The sequence below is a fragment of the Eubacteriaceae bacterium Marseille-Q4139 genome, assembly GCA_018223415.1.
GTDB lineage: Bacteria > Bacillota > Clostridia > Lachnospirales > Lachnospiraceae > CABSIM01.
In genome coordinates, this window is sequence record JAGTTQ010000001.1 from 2,961,246 (window position 1) to 2,984,426 (window position 23,181).

The 23,181-nt window shown below is 48.8% G+C and carries 26 protein-coding genes and 2 pseudogenes; 27 read left to right on the forward strand and 1 reads right to left on the reverse strand.

Annotated elements, in window-relative coordinates; genetic code table 11:
* Positions 1-8: 8 nt before the first annotated feature.
* Positions 9-1,199: an IS256 family transposase gene (locus KE531_14015; GenBank protein MBR9954704.1), complete on the reverse strand. Its 1,191-nt coding sequence runs from the start codon at positions 1,197-1,199 to the stop codon at positions 9-11.
* 116 nt (positions 1,200-1,315) lie between these two features.
* On the opposite strand from KE531_14015, the pseudogene KE531_14020 reads away from it, so the two are divergent.
* The 27 genes and pseudogenes from KE531_14020 to KE531_14150 all read left to right on the forward strand — a co-directional run bounded on the left by KE531_14020 (position 1,316) and on the right by KE531_14150 (position 23,140).
* Positions 1,316-2,191: pseudogene (locus KE531_14020) on the forward strand (IS30 family transposase).
* A 277-nt stretch (positions 2,192-2,468) separates the two neighbouring features.
* A complete protein-coding gene (locus KE531_14025) occupies positions 2,469-3,794 on the forward strand; it encodes a hypothetical protein (GenBank protein MBR9954705.1) in 1,326 nt (441 codons plus the stop codon).
* A 120-nt stretch (positions 3,795-3,914) separates the two neighbouring features.
* The gene (locus tag KE531_14030) at positions 3,915-4,943 is read left to right on the forward strand and encodes a hypothetical protein (GenBank protein MBR9954706.1); all 1,029 of its coding nucleotides are present in this window, start codon (positions 3,915-3,917) and stop codon (positions 4,941-4,943) included.
* A 17-nt stretch (positions 4,944-4,960) separates the two neighbouring features.
* Positions 4,961-5,527: a hypothetical protein gene (locus KE531_14035; protein ID MBR9954707.1), complete on the forward strand. Its 567-nt coding sequence runs from the start codon at positions 4,961-4,963 to the stop codon at positions 5,525-5,527.
* Positions 5,528-5,813: 286 nt separating this feature from the next.
* On the forward strand, positions 5,814-6,509 hold the full coding sequence (locus tag KE531_14040) for a hypothetical protein (protein ID MBR9954708.1): 696 nt from the start codon (positions 5,814-5,816) through the stop codon (positions 6,507-6,509).
* Between the two features lie 626 nt (positions 6,510-7,135).
* Positions 7,136-7,600, forward strand: a complete 465-nt coding sequence (locus KE531_14045; GenBank protein MBR9954709.1) for a hypothetical protein — start codon at positions 7,136-7,138, stop codon at positions 7,598-7,600.
* A gap of 9 nt (positions 7,601-7,609) precedes the next feature.
* Entirely contained in the window at positions 7,610-8,800 is a 1,191-nt protein-coding gene (locus KE531_14050; protein ID MBR9954710.1) for a hypothetical protein, read from the forward strand.
* A 68-nt stretch (positions 8,801-8,868) separates the two neighbouring features.
* A complete protein-coding gene (locus KE531_14055) occupies positions 8,869-9,813 on the forward strand; it encodes a DNA adenine methylase (protein MBR9954711.1) in 945 nt (314 codons plus the stop codon).
* Positions 9,810-9,956 carry a hypothetical protein gene (locus KE531_14060; GenBank protein ID MBR9954712.1) on the forward strand — a complete coding sequence of 49 codons (147 nt, stop codon included), beginning with the start codon at positions 9,810-9,812 and terminating at the stop codon, positions 9,954-9,956. The genes KE531_14055 and KE531_14060 overlap by 4 nt, the downstream gene beginning before the upstream one ends.
* Positions 9,943-10,227 (forward strand): AbrB family transcriptional regulator, encoded by a 285-nt coding sequence (locus tag KE531_14065; protein MBR9954713.1) that lies wholly within the window; start codon positions 9,943-9,945, stop codon positions 10,225-10,227. Before KE531_14060 ends, KE531_14065 begins: the two co-directional genes overlap by 14 nt.
* Positions 10,228-10,230: 3 nt before the next feature.
* Complete coding sequence (locus KE531_14070) at positions 10,231-10,797, forward strand: hypothetical protein (protein MBR9954714.1); 567 nt, start codon at positions 10,231-10,233, stop codon at positions 10,795-10,797.
* Positions 10,798-10,812: 15 nt separating this feature from the next.
* Positions 10,813-11,370, forward strand: coding sequence for a hypothetical protein (locus KE531_14075; GenBank protein MBR9954715.1), 558 nt, complete (start codon positions 10,813-10,815; stop codon positions 11,368-11,370).
* Positions 11,371-11,452: 82 nt separating this feature from the next.
* Positions 11,453-11,800 (forward strand): SpoVG family protein, encoded by a 348-nt coding sequence (locus KE531_14080; protein ID MBR9954716.1) that lies wholly within the window; start codon positions 11,453-11,455, stop codon positions 11,798-11,800.
* A gap of 35 nt (positions 11,801-11,835) precedes the next feature.
* On the forward strand, positions 11,836-12,075 hold the full coding sequence (locus KE531_14085; GenBank protein ID MBR9954717.1) for a hypothetical protein: 240 nt from the start codon (positions 11,836-11,838) through the stop codon (positions 12,073-12,075).
* Complete coding sequence (locus KE531_14090) at positions 12,065-12,526, forward strand: prepilin peptidase (protein MBR9954718.1); 462 nt, start codon at positions 12,065-12,067, stop codon at positions 12,524-12,526. Before KE531_14085 ends, KE531_14090 begins: the two co-directional genes overlap by 11 nt.
* 150 nt (positions 12,527-12,676) lie before the next feature.
* Positions 12,677-13,528 carry a Flp pilus assembly protein CpaB gene (gene cpaB / locus KE531_14095; GenBank protein MBR9954719.1) on the forward strand — a complete coding sequence of 284 codons (852 nt, stop codon included), beginning with the start codon at positions 12,677-12,679 and terminating at the stop codon, positions 13,526-13,528.
* A 3-nt stretch (positions 13,529-13,531) separates the two neighbouring features.
* On the forward strand, positions 13,532-14,344 hold the full coding sequence (locus KE531_14100) for a ParA family protein (GenBank protein ID MBR9954720.1): 813 nt from the start codon (positions 13,532-13,534) through the stop codon (positions 14,342-14,344).
* Positions 14,338-15,960, forward strand: a complete 1,623-nt coding sequence (locus KE531_14105) for a type II/IV secretion system ATPase subunit (protein ID MBR9954721.1) — start codon at positions 14,338-14,340, stop codon at positions 15,958-15,960. The genes KE531_14100 and KE531_14105 overlap by 7 nt, the downstream gene beginning before the upstream one ends.
* The gene (locus KE531_14110; protein MBR9954722.1) at positions 15,957-16,886 is read left to right on the forward strand and encodes a hypothetical protein; all 930 of its coding nucleotides are present in this window, start codon (positions 15,957-15,959) and stop codon (positions 16,884-16,886) included. Before KE531_14105 ends, KE531_14110 begins: the two co-directional genes overlap by 4 nt.
* A gap of 5 nt (positions 16,887-16,891) precedes the next feature.
* Positions 16,892-17,764, forward strand: coding sequence for a secretion protein F (locus KE531_14115; protein ID MBR9954723.1), 873 nt, complete (start codon positions 16,892-16,894; stop codon positions 17,762-17,764).
* Positions 17,765-17,775: 11 nt separating this feature from the next.
* Positions 17,776-18,183: a DUF4320 family protein gene (locus tag KE531_14120; protein ID MBR9954724.1), complete on the forward strand. Its 408-nt coding sequence runs from the start codon at positions 17,776-17,778 to the stop codon at positions 18,181-18,183.
* Positions 18,184-18,247: 64 nt separating this feature from the next.
* The gene (locus KE531_14125; protein MBR9954725.1) at positions 18,248-18,754 is read left to right on the forward strand and encodes a hypothetical protein; all 507 of its coding nucleotides are present in this window, start codon (positions 18,248-18,250) and stop codon (positions 18,752-18,754) included.
* A gap of 101 nt (positions 18,755-18,855) precedes the next feature.
* Entirely contained in the window at positions 18,856-19,452 is a 597-nt protein-coding gene (locus KE531_14130; GenBank protein ID MBR9954726.1) for a hypothetical protein, read from the forward strand.
* Between the two features lie 80 nt (positions 19,453-19,532).
* The gene (locus KE531_14135; GenBank protein ID MBR9954727.1) at positions 19,533-21,236 is read left to right on the forward strand and encodes a hypothetical protein; all 1,704 of its coding nucleotides are present in this window, start codon (positions 19,533-19,535) and stop codon (positions 21,234-21,236) included.
* A 71-nt stretch (positions 21,237-21,307) separates the two neighbouring features.
* On the forward strand, positions 21,308-21,643 hold the full coding sequence (locus tag KE531_14140) for a DUF3852 domain-containing protein (GenBank protein ID MBR9954728.1): 336 nt from the start codon (positions 21,308-21,310) through the stop codon (positions 21,641-21,643).
* A gap of 12 nt (positions 21,644-21,655) precedes the next feature.
* A pseudogene (locus tag KE531_14145) lies at positions 21,656-22,668 on the forward strand (DUF4259 domain-containing protein).
* Between the two features lie 10 nt (positions 22,669-22,678).
* A complete protein-coding gene (locus KE531_14150) occupies positions 22,679-23,140 on the forward strand; it encodes a hypothetical protein (GenBank protein MBR9954729.1) in 462 nt (153 codons plus the stop codon).
* Positions 23,141-23,181 lie beyond the last annotated feature (41 nt).

Below are 23,181 nucleotides of genomic sequence, written 5' to 3' on the forward strand. Positions count from 1 at the left end.
GAGTGAAGTCAGCCAGCAATGGAGGCATCTTCAAGGGCTGCCTCCAGGTGCTTCATGTTCATGTACTTCTTGTTGCCCCACTGGGTGCCGGCCACATGGCGCAGCCGGGCACAGACCAGCATAAGGGCGGAATTGCCGTCCGGGAAACTGCCCACCACACGGGTACGGCGGCGGATCTCCCGGTTGAGTCGTTCAATAACGTTATTGGTACGGATGCGAGTCCAGTGCTCGCTGGGAAAATCGCAGTAGGTCAGCGTCTCCTCAATGCCATCCTCTACCTTCTTGGCCGCCTCTTTCAGTTTCATGGAGCGCAGTTCTTCCACCACAGCTTTGGCCTTTTCCCGGGCTGCTTTCTTGCTTTCCTGGGCGTGGACCGCCTTGAGCATCTTTGCCACCAGCTTCACCTTGGAGCGAGGCGTGACCGAGAATACATTGCGGTAAAAGTGGACGGTACAGCGCTGGTACTTGGCTTCGGGGAATACTTCTCCCACGGCCTCCAGCATACCAAGGCACTTGTCTCCAACAATGAGTTTCACACCGTCCAGACCTCGGCCACGCAGCCACTGGAAGAAGCTGACCCAGCTGGACTTGTCCTCCTTCATGCCCTCGGCGGCACCCAGAACCTCACGGTATCCGTCCTCATTGACCGCAATTGCCACAAGAATGGCTACGTTTTCAAATTCGCCGCCCCAGTTACGGCGCAGATAGATCCCATCCACATAGACATACGGATATCGTCCGCCTTGCAGAGGACGGTTCCGCCAATCCTCGATGTGGACATACGCTTTCTTGTTTAACTCACTTATAGTGGAGGGAGAGACTTTGCTACCCCAGAGGGCCTCGGTAATATCCTCCACACGCCGAACGGATACGCCTGCCAGGTACATCTCAATGAGGGCTTCTTCCACGCTGCTCTCCCGGCGGCGATACCGCTCAATGATGGCGGTTTCAAAAGAGATTCCCTTGAGTTTGGGAACCTTGAGAGTGACGTCCCCGGAAGTGGTGGTGAGGTTACGGTTGTAGTGGCCGCTGCGATAGCCCTGACGCTGCTCATTGCGCTCGTACCGGGCCGCCTGGGTCAGCTTCTCCGCCTCGGCCTCCAGCAGTTCGTTGAGGGTTTCCTCTACGCTGCCTCGTACCAGTTCTTTGATTTGACCCTTGATTACTTCCTCGTTAAGCTGTACAATCTTTTCGGACATGGTTTGTTGTCTCCTTTCAGAATGGTGTGTCGTGACTTCATTCTACCAGAGGGCTGCAAACCATGTCTCTTTTTAACTACTTTTCAATTTGCGAAACTTATTGTACCTTATCTGCAATCTCGGAAGCCCGGACAGGAATTCTATCCAATGAAGGGGATATCGCCAGGATCAATCGGATCATCAGTCCTCTGGTCAAAAACGGGCAGTCACTCCATCAGATCTATCTGGATCACGTTGATGAACTGATGTGCAGCGAGAAGACCTTGTATAACTATGTGGATGCCCAGCTTTTTGACATCAGGAACATTGATCTGCCACGTAAAGTTAAATATCGTCCCCGTTATAAGCAGCCCGAATTCAAAGTGGACAGGGGCTGCCGCATCGGGCGTAGTTATACGGATTTCCAGAAGTTTCTGGAGAATAATCCGGAAACTGCCATTGTGCAGATGGACACGGTGATCGGCCGTGCCGGAGGCAAATGTCTGCTTACCATACACTTTGTTGAAACCAGCTTGATGCTGGCGTTTCTGCGGGATGCGAATACGTCTGCCTCTGTGATACGGATTATAAAGCTGTTGGATAAAGTTCTCGGCCCAGAGCTGTTCAGCCGTTTGTTTCCGGTTATCCTGACAGACAACGGGAGTGAGTTCTCAAATCCAAAAGAAATGGAGCGGCGTGACACTGTTCCCTGTAACCGAACGAACGTATTTTATTGTGATCCCAGTGCGCCATATCAAAAAGGGGCCTGTGAAGTAAACCACGAACTGATACGGCGTATTCTGCCCAAGGGAAGCAGTTTCGATGATCTGACACAGTCCGATATTTACCGGATGATGGATCATATCAATTCGTACAAAAGAAAAAAGCTGAACAACCGCAGCCCATACGAAACGTTCAGCTTTTATTACGGAGAAGATGTGCTCAAGAAACTTGGATGTTCACCGGTTGCCGCCGAGAATATCATCCTGAAGCCCAAACTTCTCAAAAAGTAACAAATAAATTTGCGAAAGAGCCGCCAGAAAAGAACAATCATATCCAGCTAAAGCAGGGATGGATTCTCCGAATACAAAAATTTCGAGAGGGGATTGATCTCTGGTTGTTGTGCGCAAATTTACTGCTGAATGTATTATACCATATCTATGTGCGAATGAAAATCCGGGAATCTCGCTTACAAAACGGGAGTTTCATTTACAAAATGGGAATCTCACTTACAAAACAGGATTTTAAATTACAAAAAGAGACTCTTGGATTACAAACGGGACTCTCAGATTGCTATTTACCGCCATTTATTATATTCAGACGGAGCTTGGCTATTCAGAGGAATATTTCGGAGAGAATGATCAACATTATGGCAGCTATAGTAGACATCAGACTAGAAAAATTGAAAGAATTGGGAAAAAGTATCAATGGATCACAATGTATAATATGTTGGCACGTATTTCCGATCATTATAAAATGGTTGACCGCTGGGGCTATCCAGAGAATGAAGATGCAAAATTTGAGGGGGCATGGAAGCCATACGTTAGAGACTTTGATCCAACGCTGAATGAAAAATTTATGGTTTGTGATGCTGCACCGAAATTTGATATTCTGGACGAGTTTGTAAATAGAGGAAAAGAGGAAAATAAGACTGCAGATATTTCTACAGAAGATACACAGAAAGAGTGGCTTGAAACGAAAGGAGTATTTTTAAATAAACTAAAAGATACCTTGATTTTGGATGATCATGATGGAATGAAATGGATATGTTTGACGAAGTATTGTGATACGGAACGTAAAGACCTGGACACAGAAAAATTACTGGTATGGAGCTGGCTATATGCCTATTTTGTTACTCCAGAACAGGCAGATGAGCTTCTCAAGTGTGTTAAAAACGGGCAATCCGTTATTTCGGATGAAACAGCATCTTTTCATGAAACGTATTCCGTTTTTAATAGAGAATATCCTTGGGCACCAAGTTGTCGGGAATTGAACACATATGCTTGGGCAGATGTGCAGATTAAAACTGGTCAGTATGAAGCTGTCACTGAAACAGTAAAAGTGCCAAATTATTCTCAACTGGAAACCCTATTGCGTAGATATTCCTGTTTGACTAAAGATAAGGAGATGATGACAGAAGAACTAGAAGATGGCTTTGAAACTCCAGAGATTCGATTCAAGAAGAATGAACCAAAACAACGACAAATTGAGAAAAAAATCGGTAAAATTCTTCATGCTACAACAAATTTATTGTGGGAAGAGGAATATGATGCAACAAAGGAAGATGCAATTTCTCAAAGTTTGCCGTGTGCTAAGCTCATTGAGTTGATGGATTTAACACAACAGAAAGAAGATGGATTTTACTATGATTTTAATGGAGCACTGGCGGCTTTTGATACGGATCTGACCCAAAAGATCAATAGCGTTGTTGTTCGGAAAGATATTTTGGATGCTTTTCTTGAAAAGACAGGAATGAAACTTGTTTGGTTGGTAGATGCTGGAAAGGAAATTCATGCGGGAAGTTGTTCCATTGTAAGTTGCAGTGATTGGGAGGCTGTATTTACTTATGAGGAAGACTGTGTAACAGGTGAAATTTATAGACTTAAAAGCAGATAGCTTTCAGAAATAAAGGTGTGCATCAGTGTGACTTCTGTTATACAGGGTATTCATTAGTAGACCTCAAGATATGAATTTATATATCATTCTCTTAGTAGCTTATTTTGGAGGTGAGAAGTGATGAAAAATTCCGGAATGTTTCGTTTCATGGTTCCTAATGATTATGAAATATTAAAATATGGTGGAGAGGTTACAAAAGATATAGAATTTGGAATCGAAATGCTTTTGGAACATCTGCCGAAGGAACAATTTTCAGAAAAAACAGTGAGAGATAATCTTCAGAAATATAATTTTTATAATTTGATGAAAGCTATTGAAAGTTATTTTGAGAAAGAATATCAATATAAAGATTACAAATTGGAGATAAATAACAGATATCAACATTCTGTTGGAAGCTATATCTATTTAGGAGATGATGAACAGGAGAGTCATTTTATACATATTGACGAATTGTTTGAGTCAGCCATATTATCATTCTTTTTAGTAGTATTTAAGTGGTCTAAAGAATTTGATGATCTTGAATCATATGGATTCTGTTTCCGATATTTGCTCTTTTTGATGAATGATATTAGTATTTGGGGCCAACTGCCAAACCGGGAGTCCTCTCGAATCCTTCTGGAACATATTTGTTATGATCAGCAGATCATGAATTTGGCAGAGGACTGCTATTGGACAGTGGCGGCATTTACGATTGCTCATGAAATAGCACATGGATATATAAAGGAAAATCAAGTAAAGAAACCAGAAACAACTTCTGAATTTAAAGAAGAAGAAATTAAGGCTGACAGAATTGCATATGATATTGTTTTGAAAATGATTGATGCAGATCGGAAAAAGCCTAGAACAGAGAGAATGTTGGAGGAATATACATATTTGGCACCTATAATGTATATGGACTATTTTGACTTGCTTTATTATACGGATAGAGTCCTATATAAGTCGCAGGTTGATGATGATAGTCATCCGTTTCCGAAAAAGAGAAAAGAAATTTTGTTTTCAATACCATATGATGACAAATACGTTTTTGATTCGAAAATGGGAAACGATTTATATAGTTGTTTCCTGGATGTCTTTGATGAATTTAAGGAGCAGGTACTTTTAAAAATGGAAAGAGGAAAATTGAATTCGATTATCAGACAGGGCGAATGAGAGAGGAGAAGATGAAATTGACGAAAGATGAAGCTGAACGTTTAAATACACAGATTATAGAATATTTGGGAGAGTATTCACAAGCTTTCGGGATTAAGAAAGATTTTGCGCTCAGTATTTTAGATAACCATATAGAGATTATTCCGGAAATGCAAAAACGGGATATTATTTTTTTAGGGAAGAATGCAAAATCTATAAAGCCAGGAAACATAAAGATTGATTTAAAAGGTTTGGTTATGGCAGCTGTTGAATTTGCATCTTCTGTTGGTGTACCGGATACGTTGTTTGAATTTATTCAGCTGGTGTTACAGGGATGTATTTTTATTTTTAAAGTTACGCAAGTTAAGTTGGGTAAGGAAGAGGCTGAAGTAGTATATGTACTTCATGAAATTGGAGCATATCGCAATGAAGTTGAAGAATCCAGAGTAAAGGAAGAGTTATGTAAAATGATAAAGAATGGCAAGATTAAAGAATTTAGCTTGAATCGTTTTGATGAGCTGATAAATAATCTTTTAAAAATTCATGTTATTAGTTTAAATGATGGAAAGATTGAACTAAAAGAATATGTTTGGGGGAAACAATAATATTGGGAAAAGGAAAATGTTATTCATAGTTCCATAAATGCAGGGGAGAAAGTTTATAAAGTCATAACAATTCCTATAGTATGAAAGAACATTGTGGGAATTGTTTTTAGAAACAAATAACGAGGTGTGAATTATATCACAATCCTCTTTCCCATACAGATACCAACGAGCAGGCACAACAGCGGCCGGTTATGTTCTTCGCAACAGCGAAAAAACATAGCCGGTCTTTTTTTGTGCCTGTCCGGAATCGGGTATCAACAAATCCAGAGAGAAAGGAATGAGAGCAATGACGGTACGATTTATGGGGGATACCCCTTATGCGGCCTTGGAAATTGAGATGCAGAGACCTCCAGGGTTCCGCCCGCGCCAGAGCGGGATGATTGTCAGCAGGATTCCATGTGATGCTCAGGGGTGGGGCTGCAGGTTATGTGCCAGCAAAAGCAGAAAGAATAAAGCCAGCGAGGTGGTGAATGGGCACAACTGCCCCCGTGAAGGGCGTGTGGCGGGATGTGTGCCCTTTTCCGAACTGATAGGACTATTTACCACAGAGGTGGGGACAAAGCCGTTTGTGGCCCGCGTGACGCGCCTGTCGGGAGAACCTCCGTATTTCTTTTTTGTAGCCGGACACCGGGAGCGATTTGACAGTCTGTGGCCCAAACGCTGTAGTGTGGTGGATGAGGATGCGATGTGTGCGGCGCTGTATCTTTTATCGGCGGACTGTTTCCTGTGGGGAAGGTCAGCGGCGGCGGTACAGCCAGACATGATTCGGTTTAAAGAGATTGGAATCCATGGTGTGGATTTGGGAGGGTATGTCCTCTTCCATACTGCCAGGGATCTCTATCAGGGAACCAAGCATATCAGTCTATCGGAACTGACGGATCCTGAACTGGTCAGCGATGAAACCTTCCGCCTGCTGATTGCCGCCTTTTTGATTCGCCGTTATGGGGCGGATGTTCTGGAGGAAGAAAGGAGCTGGAGATGATGGATAAAAAGAAACAGCAGGCACTGTTTGAGGTACAGCTTTTCCTGCCGTATGAGATAAAAGCAGATAAATTAAAGCGGGACGTCACGGTTTCTTTGCCCGCTTCTGAAGAACAGCTGGAGCAGGTAAGAGAAAGCCTTGGAGCGGCTTCCCTGGCTCAATACCGGCTGATTCAAGTGGCAAGCCCTGTACAGGGATTGGAGGATTATCTTCCTCCCGGTTATGATTTAAAAGGGCTTAATACTTTTGCAAAGGCAGCTTTCAGTAAAGGGATCCTTTCGTCAGAAGAACAGGCGAAAACCTTGATGGCAGCTTTGGAAGCGGAACTTCCGGAAGATATGGAAGCCGCTACCGGCATAGCGGAGGAACTGGAACAGTATGAGTGTTTACCAATGACTCTGCAGTCGCCTAGTGACTATGCCCGGTATATCCAGGAGAAAGAGAACATCCAGGTAGATCAGGCGCTGGAGCCATTTGTGGACTTTGAAGGTTTTGGAAAATACCGTATGAATGCCGATGGCGTGGTGCAGACCGGCCATGGCCTGGTTTGGCGGAAAGACCGCCTAATAAGCCAGCCTACAAATGAACTGGAGGAAATCCGGTTCTTTAGCCCCTTAAAAGCAGAGATGAATTATAAAAATGATTGGGGAGATCTTTCTGACGAACCGGTAGAGCTGTGGGCAGGTGATCTTTGCAGTTATGAAGAAGCAATCCAGAGGCGGATTGAAGAAGAACGGCTGGAATCAGAGGGGGACCGCGGCCTCGCCGTATATCTGGATAACCATCTGATGAGCCGGAAAATCGTAAGTATGGTTCCCACAGTAGAAACCTGGCAGGGCAGACTCTGGGGAGTATTAGAAGTGAAGAGCCTTGGCCCGCTTTCTCCAGGAATGCTTAACGCCCTTATGGAAGAATGGAGCGGGCAGGAAAGCGATGGATGGGGAGAAGGATTTGAACAGCGTCCGATCCAAACTTCAGAGGGAGAGTTGTATGTCAGTTTCTGGAATTCGGGCCATGATTTCTTCATCGCTACAGAAGAACAGCTGAAAGGGCTGGAGCAGGAATCCGGTATGCAAATGGGAGGGATGTAGATGAGAGAAATGGCGGTGTATATCGCAAATAAAAGCCTGATAAAAAACAGGTATTATGGAACTACTACCCTTTCGTTACCGGCAACAAGGCTTGCCATTGCGGATGCCTTATATCGGGCACGAGTCGAAACAGGTTCAGACTGTTTGGTGGAATGCCGCAGCGGATGGCCAGAGTTTGTGGAGTCGATCATAAACGAAACGGACAGCTTATCCGTGGAAGAAATCAATCTGCTGGCATATCAGATCAGCCAAATGGACGAATTCCAACTCGAAATTTTTGCAGGTGCAGTTCAGCTGCGTCAGGAAGAAAATGTAGATGTGCCTGTTACAATGAGAGAATTAATCAACCTGGCTTACAATCTGGAATGCTATGAATACCATCCAGGCGTGACAGATGATTTTACATTGGGCAGTATTGCGCTGGAAAATGATTTGTTAGATACAATCAGGGGCATATCAGAGGATGTATTAGATCTATTGGATGCAGAGAAAGTTGGGATGGAAATGCGGCGTTTGGATATGGGGAGTTTTACAGAAACAGGCTATATATTTCCGAACAGTACGCAGCATCAGGAGTTGTATGATGGAGTTCATCTGCCGGATATCCAGGAGATACCCCAGGGAATTATTTCTGTTCAGGTAGTCAGTGTTTACAGATCAGAGGAAAAAGGCGTATGGATGGACTTACCTGCGACAGAACAGGAAATGCAGGATGTGCTGATCCAACTTAAAGAATCGTCCTTTGATCATTGTCTGATTAAAGAGAGCGTCAGCACTGCGTTCCCCTATCCTCTTGCTGGTGATGAGGACATAGAAAAGCTCAATACCCTGGCACAAAAAATTCAGGCATTTCCGGATCAAAGAACTTTGGCAAAATTTAAGGCAGCATTGGAACTGGAAATCTGCAATGAAGTTGGATTTGCATTGGATGTAGCAGAAAATCTGGACTGTTATGATTTTGATCCAGAAGTGTACTCTCCGGCAGTATATGCTGAAGATATTTTCAGAGAAGCAGGAATCGATCCAGATGATCCGGCTTTTTTCAGATTTGACTTTATCGGATACGGGGAACGGCAAATGCAGCAAGCCGGACATGTTCAAACAGCATACGGCATGATTATACGCAATGAGAATCCATTTGTATTAAAGTATAGTCAGACAGATTCCACGCAGACAGAAGGAATGACTATGCAGCCATGAATATTGTTGCAGGAAGGGAGTGATGCTGCATCAACAGCTTTATTTCATGGGTTGGCGGAAAGAAAGCCCTGCGGAAGCTGATCTATACGATGTTCCCGGCTAAATTCGACCGGTACATTGAGGTATTTGGCGGAGGCGGATGGGTGCTTTTCGGGAAACCTCCGGACAGGAAATGCATGGAGGTCTACAACGACTATAATTCCAATCTGGCCAACCTGTTTTACTGTGTAAAGAACCGCACGGGTTCTTTTTTGCGGGAGCTTGGGTTTCTGCCAATCAACAGCAGGGATGAATTTACGGTCATCCGGAAATTTGTGGATAAGCAGGAGTTTGATCTCCGCTTTCTGAAAGAAGAACTGGATCTGGCAGAGCGGTATCTGCCGCCGCCGGATTTTGAGGAAATCCGTCAGATTCTGCTGGAGAATGCGGAAGTCACGGATGTTAAACGGGCGGCGGCTTTTTTCAAACTCATTCGGTACAGCTATGGAAGCGGCTGTACATCGTTTAGCTGTCAGCCCTTTGATGTGCGGCGGTGTTTTGACGCAATCTGGCAGGCATCTAGGAGGCTTTCTGATACAGTCATCGAGAATAAAGATTTTGAGGCGCTGATCCGGCAGTATGACCGGGAAAGCGCCTTTTTCTATTGTGACCCACCCTACTTTGAAACAGAAGGGCATTACGAGGTGGTATTCCGGAAGGAGGATCATACGCGGCTTAGGGATACCTTGGCAGGCTGTAAAGGGAAGTGGATGGTCAGCTATAATGACTGCTGTTTCATTAGAGAGCTATATGCCGGATACACCATTACCGCGGTAACCCGGCTGAATAACCTGGCACAGCGGTATGACGGCGGCTGTGAGTATCCGGAGGTTCTGATCACGAACTATGACCCTGGGGAACGGGAACGGTCGCAGCCTCAGCAGCTTAAACTTTTTGGCCTCTATGGAGAGGCAGATGACGGAGAGGGATATGTGGTTGTCCGGGAGGAACCGTCAGAAAGCAGGGCGGTATGAAAGCAGCAGAAAAGAGAAAAGAAACAGAGCGAGTCGCTGCTCTGGCAGATATGGCTTCGCTTCTGGAACTTTTAAAGGAGCTTGATATTCCCTATGAAGATGTAAAGCAGGCTCTGGAGGAAGGAGGATATGTTGAAAAATAAACCAATTTATAAACTGATGGATGGAAAAGGCCGTGTGCTGATTCCTAAAAGTCTGCGGGACGCTGCCAAGCTGGAGTATGGGGATATTGTGCGTCTGGGCCTTGCAGACGGGAAAGTCACTGTGCGGAAGGTCGATGTGGTGGAGGCCGGAGACCAGTCTCCGGAAGCCATGGAAGCCTATGTCCGTGCCGCATTTAAATCTATGCCGGATACTGTCCGGGTGGAGTTAATTGGGGAATTAAGTGCCCTGCTCCAGAAAAAGGAGGGGTAACTCATGAGAGCATTCCGGCTTGAGGACTGCAGTGACATAAGGCCAAGGATTCCCATCATAAATAAAGTGGTGCTTTTAAAGGATCAGGCGCTGCCTGTTTGGAGACATGGTCAGCTTTTCTTTTGCATGGGCGGCGATGGTGCAGCCCATGGAACCGGGCCGGGGGCTGTCTTTCTGGTTTCCTTGTCGGATGGGGAGCGTTGCCGGTGCAGCCGTAGCGAAGTGGCCGGTATCTTAAAACCGGAACTTTTGCCAGAGGATGCCAAGCTTCAGCTTTCTCAGATCCGGCCTTTCGGAGCTGCAGATTTGGCATCCAATACACCGGAGTATTCCGGTTACAGTTTTCTTCCGGATGGCAGGTACGCCGCCGGTGTGTGGCTGTGCAGCCCGGAGGAAGTCAAATGCTATGTAGAGATGCAGAAAGACTATCAGCACCGGGTCTTAATCTGCGACCGTGATGATTTTGCGGTTATGGAAATCGTAGAGGGAAAGCTGGTGTTTCCGGATGAACAGACCTTGCGGGAATATCTTGAGGGACAGGAACCGGGTGGAGGGATGGCTATGACATAAGGGGAGATGAGGAAAATGAAAACGATTTATATTGAAAACGGCATCATCATGTATTATGGCAGCCGTGCAGGTCAGGTTACAGGTGGATGTGCAACAGCAGACCCTATGTTTCAGGGACCGGAACTGACGGATTTCCTGAATAAACAGCGGAATATCCAGGATGTCCGTTGGATGGACGGGATCTACGACCGACTAATGAACGCGCCGAAAGATGCAGACATCCATCAGACAGCGCTAAAAAATGTGCGGGTATGGCAGCTGAAACCGGAGGTCGATATCCATATGAAGTTTATTGGATACGAAGAAATGAACCGGGAGTTCGGGCCTCCGAATAGCGAGAACTACCAAGTAGTCTATGACGGCGCGGCACAGACCAATGACTTGGAGGCTCTTTATACGAAATTCAACACGGAGTTGCCGGAGAGTTTTACAGGGCATTCCCTGTCCATGAGTGATGTGCTGGAGCTTTATGATGAACAGGGAAGTACCTTCCACTATGTGGATCGTATTGGATTTAAGCAAATCGACTTTAAGCCGGCGGGCCAAACATTTACCCATACCATGCAGCTTTAGCAGACAATCAACGTCTGCTTTTGCGATAGATGCAGAAAGGGAACCAGTCAAATGAAAAAGCAGAAGAAAAGGAGGAACCATTATGCCCGATTTAGACATTCGCATCACATCCATGTATCCACCCGGAGCAACCGGTGGGATCAGAGCCTACGCATCCGCAACCATCGACGGATGCTTTGGCGTCCGGGGAATCAAAGTTGTCGAGGGAGGTAAAGACGGCCTGTTCGTGGCCATGCCAAGCCGCAAGACGCAGGATGGCTATAAGGATATCTGTTTTCCTGTGACGGCGGAATTCAGAAGCCAGTTATACAGTGCTGTTTTGGACACCTACCATCAGACCCTTGCCATGGCGCAGGCGGCACCAACACCCCAGGCAGCGCCCGCACAGCCGGAACCGGCGCAGGCCGGACCGCAGATGTCCGGGATGTAAACACACAAAAATGAAACAATATGGAGGAATTGAAAATGATGAAGATGAGAAATACGATGATGAAGATCCGCACTACGGTTACCGTTAAGGCTCTGCAGGCAAAACGGAAATTTATGGAACCGTCCGGCGAGGGCTACGTGGATACCGCTGTAAAAATCCTGATCGCCGTTGTGCTGGGCGCCCTGCTTTTGGCTGGCCTTTATGCTCTGTTTAATGACACGGTTCTTCCAACCTTGGTAGAGCGTGTGGAAGAAATGTTTGACTATGCCGGCTGATCCGGCATTTTTTTTGCAGCTCGTGCAGGGCATCCTGTTTCTGGCTCTGTTAACCGCCGTATCTCTATGGGATATCCGGTACCGGAAGATTCCGGATGTCCTGCAGGCAGGGATTGCAGCGTTGGTATTTTTGGATTTTTCACCAGAGCATCTGGCAGGGATCCTGTGTATGGTTCCCTATCTGCTGGTAGCCCTTTGCGGTAAACAGGATGATGGGATTGGCGGCGGGGATGTGAAACTGGCGGGAAGTACCGGGCTGGTACTGGGGCTTCCCGCATCCCTTACAGCCTCCATGATTGGGCTTGCAGGGTTTATTGTGTATGGGACAGGAATCCTTGCTTTTAGGCGGCTTCATGGGAAAACGGAAAATTCCCCGTTTCCCGTAGGGCCGTTTCTGGCAGTTGGATGTGCCTGTGCTTATTTTATGAAAATGGGAGGAATGGTTCGATGAAGAAAAAGATCATGCTTGCGGTCTGCACGGTGGTACCGGTTGCTGTTCTTGTGACGGTCCTGCACCGCCGGAAAAGATGGATATCCAGATAAACGGACCAGGCGGGCGAAAATCAGAGGCCCGCCGCACTTTTTATAGGAGGATTGCGTTATGAACTTTTTGAAGAATAGGGTAGTGATCGGCGTGGCCTGCATTGTGCTTTCCCTGATCATCTGCTTTGCGGTTACGCCGCTGTTTAACCAGACCATCAGTGAAAAAACGGAGATTGTCCGGGTGGTAAAAGAAATCCGGCTCGGAGAGGAAATCACGCCGGACATGGTAAAGTCTGTGGAAGTGGGTGCCTATAACCTGCCGGAAGATGTGGTAAAGAATACAGACACTGCCATTGGAAAGTTTGCCTCAGCAGATCTGGCGCCAGGGGACTATATCATCGCATCGAAGATTGCAGAAGAACCGGCGGCAGAAAACGCCTATCTTTATAACCTGAATGGGGAGAAGCAGGCGATTTCCGTATCGCTCAAATCCTTTGCAAACGGGCTTTCCGGAAAACTTCAGAGCGGCGATATTGTCTCTGTGATTGCGCCGGATTTCAAAAAGCAGGGAGTCACCGTCATTCCGCCGGAACTGCAGTATGTGGAAGTTATCGCGGTTACCGCAAACAGCGGAGCAGATGCCAATACCGGGGAACGGAGTGAGGACGGAGAGAATCGGGAGCTTCCGGATACGGTCACGCTGTTAGTTACCCCGGAGCAGTCCATGATTCTTGCGGAGCTGGAAGCGGATGGCGATATTCATCTTTCTCTGGTGTTCCGCGGCGAGCAGAAACAGGCTGCAGAATTCATTGCGGCACAGGAAACGGTTTTGTCAGAGCTTTATGCACCGGAGGATGAAACGGCAGAAGGCACAGAAGATTCTGAGAGAACTGGAGGCACTTTCGAGGGAACAGGGGGAGTGGAAGATTCTGTTTCGGAAGGTGCATCCACAGAAAGTGGGGTGGAATAAGCATTGAACTTCTTAAAAAGAAGCATATTTACCCGCGGCTCAGGCGAGGAAGAATCCGACTGGGGACAGGAGACGGAGAACCAGATGTTAGCCATTTGGGGAAGTCCCGGTTCCGGTAAGACCACGGTGGCCGTTAAGCTGGCAGAACACCTTGCGAGGCAGAAACGGGATGTGGCGCTTCTGCTGTGTGATATGAACACGCCGATGCTTCCCTGCATCTGCCCGCCGGCGGATCTGGAGGAAGAACATTCCCTGGGAAGTGTTCTGGCGGCGGCTCATGTTACGGAATCCCTGGTACGGCATAACTGCATGACCCATAAGCGGTTCCGCCACCTGACAATCCTTGGGATGCGAAAGGGAGAGAACGAGTACACCTATCCGCCTTATGAGCGTACCCAGGCGGAAGAACTGCTTTCCTGCCTGCGGGGGATTGCCCCTTATATCGTGATTGACTGCGGCAGTTATATCGCAAACGATATCCTGTCGGCCATCGCACTTATGGAATCCGATGCAGTATTGCGGCTGGTCAATTGTGACTTAAAGTCCATCAGCTATCTGTCCAGCCAGCTGCCCCTTTTGCGGGAGAATAAATGGGATGCGGAAAAGCAGTATAAGATTGCCAGCAATGTCCGCCCGAATGAGGCCAGCGGCCATATTGAACAGGTGCTGGGAAGTGTGGCGTTTCAAATCCCCCATTCAGAAGAAGTGTTTTCCCAGGTACTGGAGGGGAATCTCCTAAAGGAACTGGGCTTAAAAGAAAGCCGGGGATTCCGGAAATCCATCGAATCCATCACAAAGGAGGTGTTCGGATGTTAGGAGAAAGACGGAGCAGATCCGCATTCTATGCGGGTTCTGGCGGAGATGTTCGGGAAGAAATGCTTTCGGAGGAACAGGCATCCGGACAGGCTCCGGAACCGTCGGAATCTTTGTATGACCTCGATGAAGATACCGATGGAAGTCCAGAAGATAGGACGAAAAGGCCGGAGCCATCAGAGCCGGAGACGCTGCAGGAGGTATCCGGAGAAGATGATGAATACCATCCTCCCAGGCGGCCGGACCGTCCGTTGCGTACCCATGACCTGTTCTTTTCTTCCGGGGAAGAAAGCCGTGAGTTTTCCGATGTGCTTCGTGAGGTGCAAGGCTATCTCTCCAAGGAGTACAGCAGCCTTGTGACGGCGGAGGGAAGCGGGGATGCCAAATCCCAGATCCGCCGTTTTGCCGGGAAATATATTCAGGATCACCGCATTGTCGTCAATGGAATGACCATGGATGAACTGATCGATGCGATTTATTCCGAAATGGCAGAGTTTGGTTTCCTGACCAAATATATCTACGGAGAAGGGATTGAAGAAATCGATGTGAATGCCTGGGATGATGTCGAGGTGCAGTTTTCCGGCGGCGTGACAAAAAAACTGGACGAACACTTTGACAGCCCGGAGCATGCCATCAACGTAGTCCGGCGTATGCTGCATGTATCCGGTATGGTGTTGGATGATGCCAGTCCCAGTGTCTTGGGGCATCTCAGTAAAAATATCCGGATTGCTGTGTTAAAAACGCCCATCGTGGATGAGGACGTAGGAGTCGCGGCCTCCATCCGAATCGTCAATCCCCAGAGCATGAAGAAAGAGGATTTCATCCGGGGAGGCACGGCGACGGATGAGATGCTGGATTTCCTTTCCAAATGCATCCGCTACGGAATTTCTGTGTGCGTGGCAGGCGCGACCAGCTCCGGAAAAACTACCCTGCTTGGCTGGCTTTTGACTACCATTCCGGACAGCAAACGGATTTACAGTATTGAGAATGGTTCCAGAGAGCTGGCGTTGGTGCGCAGGAAAGACGGCAAGGTTGTCAATTCCGTGATCCATACCCTGACCCGTGACAGCGAGAATGAACGCCAGCGGGTAGACCAGATTGCCCTGCTTGATATGGCGCTCCGATTTAACCCGGACATTATCGTGGTTGGAGAGATGCGGGGACCGGAGGCAAATGCGGCGCAGGAGGCAGCCCGTACCGGCGTAGCCGTGGTAACCACCATCCACTCCATGAGCTGTGATGCCACTTACCGGAGAATGGTGTCCCTGTGCAAACGGGCAGTGGATATGAGCGATGAGACCCTGATGGGATTTGTGACCGAAGCATACCCGATTGTGGCATTCTGCAAGCAGCTGGAAAACAAGGAACGACGTCTGATGGAAATCATGGAGTGCGAGATAAAACCGGATGGCGGGAGGGTGTTCCGGCCACTGTTCCAGTACCAGATTACGGAGAACCGGGTGGAGAATGGAAGATTCCTTATTACCGGAAGCCATAAGCAGGTCAATGGGATTTCCGAAAGCCTTGCCCGCAGGTTCATGGAAAACGGGATGCCCCAGGAGATGCTCACAAGGCTATTGGGAAATTCAGAAGAAAGGAAGGAGGCGAAAGCCGTATGACAGCGATCCAGCTCTTAGCCTGTGCGGGAATGATCGTAGGGGCGTTCTTGCTATTGGGGATGAAACCGGTAGAATTTACGGACGGCCTGTTTGCGTTCCTGATGCGCCCGAAAAAAAGCATCCGTGAGGATATCAAGGAATCGTCAGGAAGGAAAAAGGCAGGTGTTTTGCGCCGGGAGATTTTAGAGGCACAGGAGGTCCTTAAAATGACCGGGAGAGGAAACCGCTTCTCGGTCATCTGCGCCATATCGCTGGCGCTGTTCTGCGCGGGAGGTTCCATCGCAATCTTACTGGGAAACTTCTTTCTGGCCCCGGTCATGGCAGTGGGTTTTTTGTTCCTGCCTTTCTGGTATGTGAAGCTGACGGCCAGCCACTATAAACGGGATGTATCGGCAGAACTGGAAACGGCGCTTTCCGTGATCACCACTGCCTATCTGCGGACAGAGGACATCGTAACGGCAGTGGAGGAAAATATCGTCTATTTAAATCCGCCGGTATCAAAGGTGTTCCAGAGCTTTCTTCTGCAGATTAAGCTGGTTAATCCCGATGTGGAGGCGGGCTTACGCGCCATGCGGGGGCAGATCGACAATGAGGTGTTCCAGGAGTGGTGTGATGCGTTGAGTGACTGCCAGCATGACCGGAGCTTAAAGACGACCCTGACCCCAATCGTAGCGAAACTCTCCGATATGCGGAATGTCAATGCCGAACTGGAATACCTGATTGCGGAGCCGAGAAAGGAGTTCCTGATCATGGTAATCTTTGTGATCGGCAATATCCCGCTCATGTATCTATTAAACAAGGACTGGTACAATGTGCTGATGCACACGCCTCTGGGACAGATCATCCTGTCCGTGACCGCTGCAGTGATCTTTGTATCAGCAGGGTTTGTGGTAAAGCTGACCCGTCCCATTGAGTACAGGAGGTGAGCCGGATGATGGGATTACTGTTTTTCTTTGGAACCTTTCTTGCCCTGGGAATGTTCTTTCTGTCAGCCGCAGTCTTGCGCCTGCCGACCATCGGAGCAGCCAGTGCCATGTTGGGGACCGTCCGGCAGGAGCGGAAAACGGCTAAGACTTTGGAAACCAGTCTGATGACGGTGGCGGTATGGCTGGCAAAGTATATCCGGATTGATGAATATAAGCGGGGCCGGATGGCAAATGTGCTAAAGGCCAGTGGAATGAATGTGACACCGGAGGTTTACCTCGCGTATGCGTTAACGAAAGCCGGAGCTGTCCTTTTGGGGATTATCCCGTGTGTGTTTCTGCTGCCTCTTTTGTCGCCAATCGTAGCCATCTTAGCGGTACTCCTTTATTTTAAGGAGACGCAGAAAGCAGACGAAAAGATGAAAGCAAAGCGGGAGGAAATAGAGGGAGAGCTGCCAAGGATGGTGGCCACCATTGAGCAGGAACTGAAAGCCAGCCGCAACGTGATCGGGATGTTGGAACGGTTCAAGATGAACGCAGGGCCGGCCCTGACCGGGGAGCTGGATATCCTGCTGGCGGACATGCGCTCCTCAAACTATGAGGCGGCTTTGACACGATTTGAAGCACGGCTCAATTCTCCCATGTTGTCCGATGTGGTACGGGGACTGATTGGAGTGCTGCGCGGCGATGACAGCGCCGTCTATTTTCAGATGCTGGCTCACGATTTCAAGCAGATTGAACTGCAGCGGTTAAAGGCCCAGGCCCAGAAAATCCCGCCGAAGATCCGCGTATTCTCCTTTGCCATGCTGATGTGCTTCCTGCTGACCTATCTTGCAATCATCTGCTATGTGGCCATCCAGAGCCTTGGCGGGATGTTTTAAGGAGGGGGATCGTGAAAAAGAAACTTTGCACGTTATGGAGAGAAAAACGTGGGGAAGGTTATGTGGATGTCATCGTTCTGGTGTTGTGCGCGGTCATCGTCCTGGCTCTGGCTATGCGGGTGCTGCCGGTGTTTATCCAGAAACAGCAGTTAGATACCTTTGCCACGGAATTAGTCCGGGAAGCGGAAATTTCCGGACGGGTTGGTTCGGAAACCAGCCGCCGCGCGGCGGTTCTATCTGAGCAGACGGGCCTAAGTCCCCGTATTGAATGGTCTGACAGCGGACGGATCCAGCTGAATCATGAAGTGAGCGTAACCTTGACGATGGAAACCAATATCGGCCTGTTTGGGGATTTTGCATCTTTCCCCATTACCCTGCGCTCCCAGGCGGCCGGAAAGTCGGAAGTATACTGGAAGTGAGGTGGCGTAATTGGGGAAACGAATCGGGCAGATTTTAAAAAGTGACCGTGCCGCATCCTTTCCCATGACCATAGGGATTGTATTGGCGTTGATCATCCTATTGTGCGGCATCAGTGAATATTTCCGCCTGCAGGTCATTGCGGTAGGAGTCAGGGATGCGGTGGAGGACGCAATCATCTCGACAGTAAATGATAATTATGCTGGTGTTTACCATGGTGTGCGGGAAGGATATTCCGGAAGCTATCTGCCTTTCGGAGATGGGGACTGGGAAGAAACCCTGGATGAAGGCAACATTTATCGCTATCTGGATGAGACTCTCGGTACAACTCTGCGCGGCGGGCGTCATGTGAAGTATGGGAACGATGCGGGGACTGCTATGGAGTTTACGATTGACCGTCTGGAGGTAACGCTCCGCAACGCACCGCTTGCTCCGTCGGACCCGGAACATGCACAGCGGTTTGAGGCGGATGCTCTGATCCGTCTGGAAGTGCCGGTGCGTTTTGGCGGCAGGATACTTCCGTCCATGTTCATCACGATGAAAGTACAGGCGGGATATATCGAAGTATTTTAAAATTTCGGGAAGAAACAGGGAAAAAGATAGACTTGTGAGAAAAGATGTAGTATGTTGTGACATAACAAAGAAGGCCGTTATGTTCAAAGGAGGTCGATGAGATGAAACTGACAGAAAAGACAAAAAGATACCTTGCAATCGGAGGTGGAGCCGTGATCTGCATTGGACTGATCGCAGCCATCAGCCTGCAGTTTGGAAACGCGCCTGCCGGGGAAGATGCGCCTCCGGAGGAAAGCTCTGCTGTAACAGAAATCGTTGTGAATCCTTCCGATGTTCAGAAAGAGGAACCTGGTGAGGATGAGAAACTGGTCATAAAAACAGAAACCAGTACAGCCGTAAAAAAAGAGGAGGGCACTCAGCCGGTGGACAGCCGTCCGGCCCAGACGGATCAGACGGAACAGAGCATCCAGCCGGATGTGACGAAACCGGAGGTACCCAGCGAGGAAATCTTAACGGACCCGACTCAGAAACCGGATGGAACCAAGGTGGAAACACCGCCCGTACCGGTAGAGCATGAAGAAGTCATAACTCCTCCTGAGACAACTCCTGCAGTTGGAGAACCGCAGGCAGGCGATACCCAGAACGGACAGATCTATGTTCCGGGATTCGGATGGGTAGAGAACCAGGGCGGAGGCGGATCCGGCACAACAGCAGATGATATGTATGAGAACGGCAATAAGATCGGGGTCATGGATTGATCTTTAGAAAGGGCCGTATAACAGACGTAATGAAAGAACACTGCCAGCAGGCGGTGTTTTTTTCATGGAAAGGAGCCTTCTTGAAACAGAAAATCAGTATTTCTTTGGTTCTGTCCTGTCTTATCGTTCTGCTGTTCGCGTTTCCTGTCTATGCCGTCGGGGAGGGGAACCTGGATGGAGGCGGCGGAAGCATGGGGCAGGGAACCAGCCAGAACTCCTGGACGCCCGGAAATGAGGGGGTGCGGGTCACGGTAATCCGGGCGGAGAGCCGGGAGCCGGTAACCCGGCCCATTGACCTGACCAATAAGCGGCCGTCCATCGTGTATTCTTTTGGAAAGGTCTGCAAAGTATCCTACAACAACGGAACTGCCTTGGCTGTAAATACGGGTGCGTATGAATATGTGAATCCTGCCCAGGCGCTTCCGCGGATCATCAGCTCCAAAAGTCTCGGACAGGCCAATATAGAAGCCATCAAAAGCTATTTTACTGATGAGCAGGTCATCCGGAGCATTGCGGGTTTAACCGGCATGGATTTTGATACGCTTATTAACGGAGAGTACCGATTGTTTATTGAACCGATCAGCTTTGTAAGATTCCAGGGAAACCTGATTGCAGTGACTGCAACAGAAGCGGCGCTGTATGATGAAGTATTAAGCGGCGGGATGCGTGCGGTTCTCCCTACGGTTGCATTCCAGAACCTGCCGCTTTCCATGTTCCTGGAAACATCGGATCTTGGCTATCCAGCCTGGGGCGGACCGACAACCGGAGTACGATCCAACAGTGAAATCAAAAGTTCCCTGGGACTTGGGATCGTTCGGTTTAACGATATGCCCCCGGAGGAAGTAGAAGTAACGGAGTTTGATTACGAGTACCGGACGAATACGGAGGTGATTACAGCGGTGGATGTCAGTGGCGGGCAGAGCGACCCGGATCACCCGGTTTCCGTTACCTTTCACGTAGGAGGCCGTACTTACCGCGTCAACAATGTTTACTACCCATCGGGCGACAGTCAGCTGGCCTGGATTCGCTGGACGACGCCGGAGGAACCGCAGACCATGACCATCACCGTAAGGGTGCATGGCGGCGGCTCCGTAGCAGATGGAACCATCCAGGTAAACATCGTGGATCTTAATGAGAACCCGCCACCGGATCCCAATGCAGATGACCGGAACGACAGCTTCAGCCGGCCGGAGATTCCCACACAGGAAGAAAAGATCACAGCCAGCTGGGGAGTCTGGAGGCCGTGGTGGCAGGAACACTGGGTATGGCACAGCGGTGATGACGATGATGATGGGTATTGGTGCGACCACGGCTGGTGGGAGTTTGATCTTGACCGGTACTCCGCGAGCCTGACTGCGTCCATGGACATCACGCCGGATGAAAAAGCGCCGACAGCGAATGACAGCACCATGAAATCCGGGTATGGGATTCAGGAAAAGGTAACTACTCATGTGAGTACAAACCAAAGCTCCGCGGTAACCCCGGCACAGAACGCAGTGACTTATTTCCCGGAATTTCAGTACCAGAATTTCTGGCGGCTTTTGGAGCGGATGGGAAATGGGTATCACATGACCCATGAATTTCAGGAAAACCCGTACAGCACCTACAACCGGCGCACCCATTTCACACCCATATGGTATCCGGATGGGAGCTACATTGCCTACACAAGGTTAATGGACTGCTGGACGCCGGCGGGAATGCTTTCCATAAATCTGACAGATTCGCTGCGGATTGACGGCAACCTCTGGAGCGACTGGCATATCGCGCCTCAGAATCCAGACTAATAGCAGAAAAGAAACTGCAGGGCGATTGGCGGTCTTGCAGTTTTTTATTTCCACAGGAAGGGAGAAATTAGATGAAAGTAAAAAGAAGAATCCTGCTTTTCCTCGCTGCAGCACTGGCAGCATGTGTGTTCTGTGTTCCCGCATATGCAGCGTCTGGCGATGTGGCGGGAGCGATTGAGGGAACCTGGAAGACGGCATCAGAACAGATCAAGACGGTGGTTAACAACGTGGTGTTTCCTGCCATCGATCTGATCCTTGCCGTGTTCTTTTTTGGCAAACTGGGGACGGCATATTTTGACTACCGCAAGCACGGGCAGTTTGAATGGGCAGGCCCAGCAATCCTGTTTGCCTGCCTGGTCTTTACCCTGACTGCACCTATGTATGTGTGGCAGATTCTTGGGATGTAAAGGAGGCAGACAATGGGATGTTGGGGAATTCGGGCTTTTGAGTCTGACGAAGGGCTGGATGCTGTGGGCACCATCCGGCAGAATCTGCCTGCAGATGGAAAACTGGAATTAAAAACGATGCTTGCTCTTTTGCAGAGCGATGAATGGTGTTCCCCGCCGGATCCAGCGGAGGGGCATAGCCATACCAGCCCGATGGCGCTTGCTGAATTGATGGTAAAATTTATGGACCAGAATCTGGAGAGGCTGGATTATGATGATCCACAGCTGGCACAAGAGAAGAAATTTGCCTCGATAACCTCTTTTACAGCAGACAGGGAATCCATCCAATGGATCAAAAAATACCTGTCGGCTACCCTGCGTCACAGTCGTATCATCGCCGAATTCCAGGCAAAGGAAGGTCAGCCGCGGGGCGGATGGTTTGACGAAAAAGACTGGTTTGGCTGGCAGACGCATATGGAGCAGCTGATCGGACGTATGGATCAGCTGCTGTGCAGTTCGGAGCCTGTAATCCAGTTGATCAGGACGGCAGAACAAAGGATGGAAGTGCAGGCAGCGCGGGCCAATGGTCCGCAGATGGGATGAGAAAGGAGAGGGCAATGACAAAGTTTGAACAGGAACTTCGCCGGATGTTTGATCACGATGCGGTATTCCTGAATGCAAAATTTGTAGGGAATGTCTGCTATGGCAGGCTGACGGATCAGATCCGCGTAAAAATATATTTCAAGACGGGAATGTTTGCGGATCGTTACGACCGTCTCAAGGTCACACTTTTAAACCGGAATGAAGGCGTCATTGACAGTATGGTGTTGAAATTTGCGGATTTATGGGGAAGGAAAATGGTGCGTAACCCCAACTTCCGCGAAGGTATTTTTCCATATATCTGGTGTGACGGTGCAGATGTGGACTGGTATGTGTATCAGCCAACGAAAACGGACTACCAGCAGGCAGTCAGTGCGGTGCGGACATACCTGGAAGTGTTTCAGGAGCCTGCGGAAGAACTGCAGCCCGGGCAGAAAATGTGTTGAAGGAGGATACATGGACAGAAAAGAACTGATAGAAGCCAATCCTATTTTGTCATTGGGGAAGGAAATCTTTGACCGGACTGATGGGATATGTGTGATTGGTCCGGGTCCCGGCGGAATCGGCGTCACAGTTCCCCAGGCGTCTAAGATTAGCCTATTGCTCCTGTTTGAGCCGTATCCCATATACGATGCGGGGAGTTTGCCGGAAGGGAAGTCCGAGATTGAGGTAAGGGTTGCTGGATTCGGCATGGGTATCAAACGTGAATTATCGGAGGATGCAGTAAAAGCTCTGATGAAAGAGGGACAAGATCCGATTACCAGGAAGATTGCATCCGCAGTTCTGGAACTGTCTGGGGAATCCAGGAAAGTTACCTATGAGCAATATGACGAAGCATTCGGGGCTTTGGCAGATTGGGAAATGGGGCAGGAGGATGAAGCCTTGGAACCGCCGGCACTTAACGGTCCATCTATGTGATGAGGGGTAAGGCTATTTCTGCTGACACCCGAGTGAAAGGA

Bases quoted from the DNA above. Each gene is read 5' to 3' on its own strand.
- KE531_14015 (MBR9954704.1), bottom strand. From the start codon at position 1,199: ATGTCCGAAAAGATTGTACAGCTTAACGAGGAAGTAATCAAGGGTCAA.
- KE531_14030 (MBR9954706.1), top strand. From the start codon at position 3,915: ATGAAAAATTCCGGAATGTTTCGTTTCATGGTTCCTAATGATTATGAA.
- KE531_14040 (MBR9954708.1), top strand. From the start codon at position 5,814: ATGACGGTACGATTTATGGGGGATACCCCTTATGCGGCCTTGGAAATT.
- KE531_14045 (MBR9954709.1), top strand. From the start codon at position 7,136: ATGAATTATAAAAATGATTGGGGAGATCTTTCTGACGAACCGGTAGAG.
- KE531_14050 (MBR9954710.1), top strand. From the start codon at position 7,610: ATGGCGGTGTATATCGCAAATAAAAGCCTGATAAAAAACAGGTATTAT.
- KE531_14060 (MBR9954712.1), top strand. From the start codon at position 9,810: ATGAAAGCAGCAGAAAAGAGAAAAGAAACAGAGCGAGTCGCTGCTCTG.
- KE531_14065 (MBR9954713.1), top strand. From the start codon at position 9,943: ATGTTGAAAAATAAACCAATTTATAAACTGATGGATGGAAAAGGCCGT.
- KE531_14070 (MBR9954714.1), top strand. From the start codon at position 10,231: ATGAGAGCATTCCGGCTTGAGGACTGCAGTGACATAAGGCCAAGGATT.
- KE531_14075 (MBR9954715.1), top strand. From the start codon at position 10,813: ATGAAAACGATTTATATTGAAAACGGCATCATCATGTATTATGGCAGC.
- KE531_14080 (MBR9954716.1), top strand. From the start codon at position 11,453: ATGCCCGATTTAGACATTCGCATCACATCCATGTATCCACCCGGAGCA.
- KE531_14085 (MBR9954717.1), top strand. From the start codon at position 11,836: ATGATGAAGATGAGAAATACGATGATGAAGATCCGCACTACGGTTACC.
- KE531_14090 (MBR9954718.1), top strand. From the start codon at position 12,065: ATGCCGGCTGATCCGGCATTTTTTTTGCAGCTCGTGCAGGGCATCCTG.
- cpaB (MBR9954719.1), top strand. From the start codon at position 12,677: ATGAACTTTTTGAAGAATAGGGTAGTGATCGGCGTGGCCTGCATTGTG.
- KE531_14105 (MBR9954721.1), top strand. From the start codon at position 14,338: ATGTTAGGAGAAAGACGGAGCAGATCCGCATTCTATGCGGGTTCTGGC.
- KE531_14110 (MBR9954722.1), top strand. From the start codon at position 15,957: ATGACAGCGATCCAGCTCTTAGCCTGTGCGGGAATGATCGTAGGGGCG.
- KE531_14115 (MBR9954723.1), top strand. From the start codon at position 16,892: ATGATGGGATTACTGTTTTTCTTTGGAACCTTTCTTGCCCTGGGAATG.
- KE531_14125 (MBR9954725.1), top strand. From the start codon at position 18,248: ATGACCATAGGGATTGTATTGGCGTTGATCATCCTATTGTGCGGCATC.
- KE531_14130 (MBR9954726.1), top strand. From the start codon at position 18,856: ATGAAACTGACAGAAAAGACAAAAAGATACCTTGCAATCGGAGGTGGA.
- KE531_14140 (MBR9954728.1), top strand. From the start codon at position 21,308: ATGAAAGTAAAAAGAAGAATCCTGCTTTTCCTCGCTGCAGCACTGGCA.
- KE531_14150 (MBR9954729.1), top strand. From the start codon at position 22,679: ATGGACAGAAAAGAACTGATAGAAGCCAATCCTATTTTGTCATTGGGG.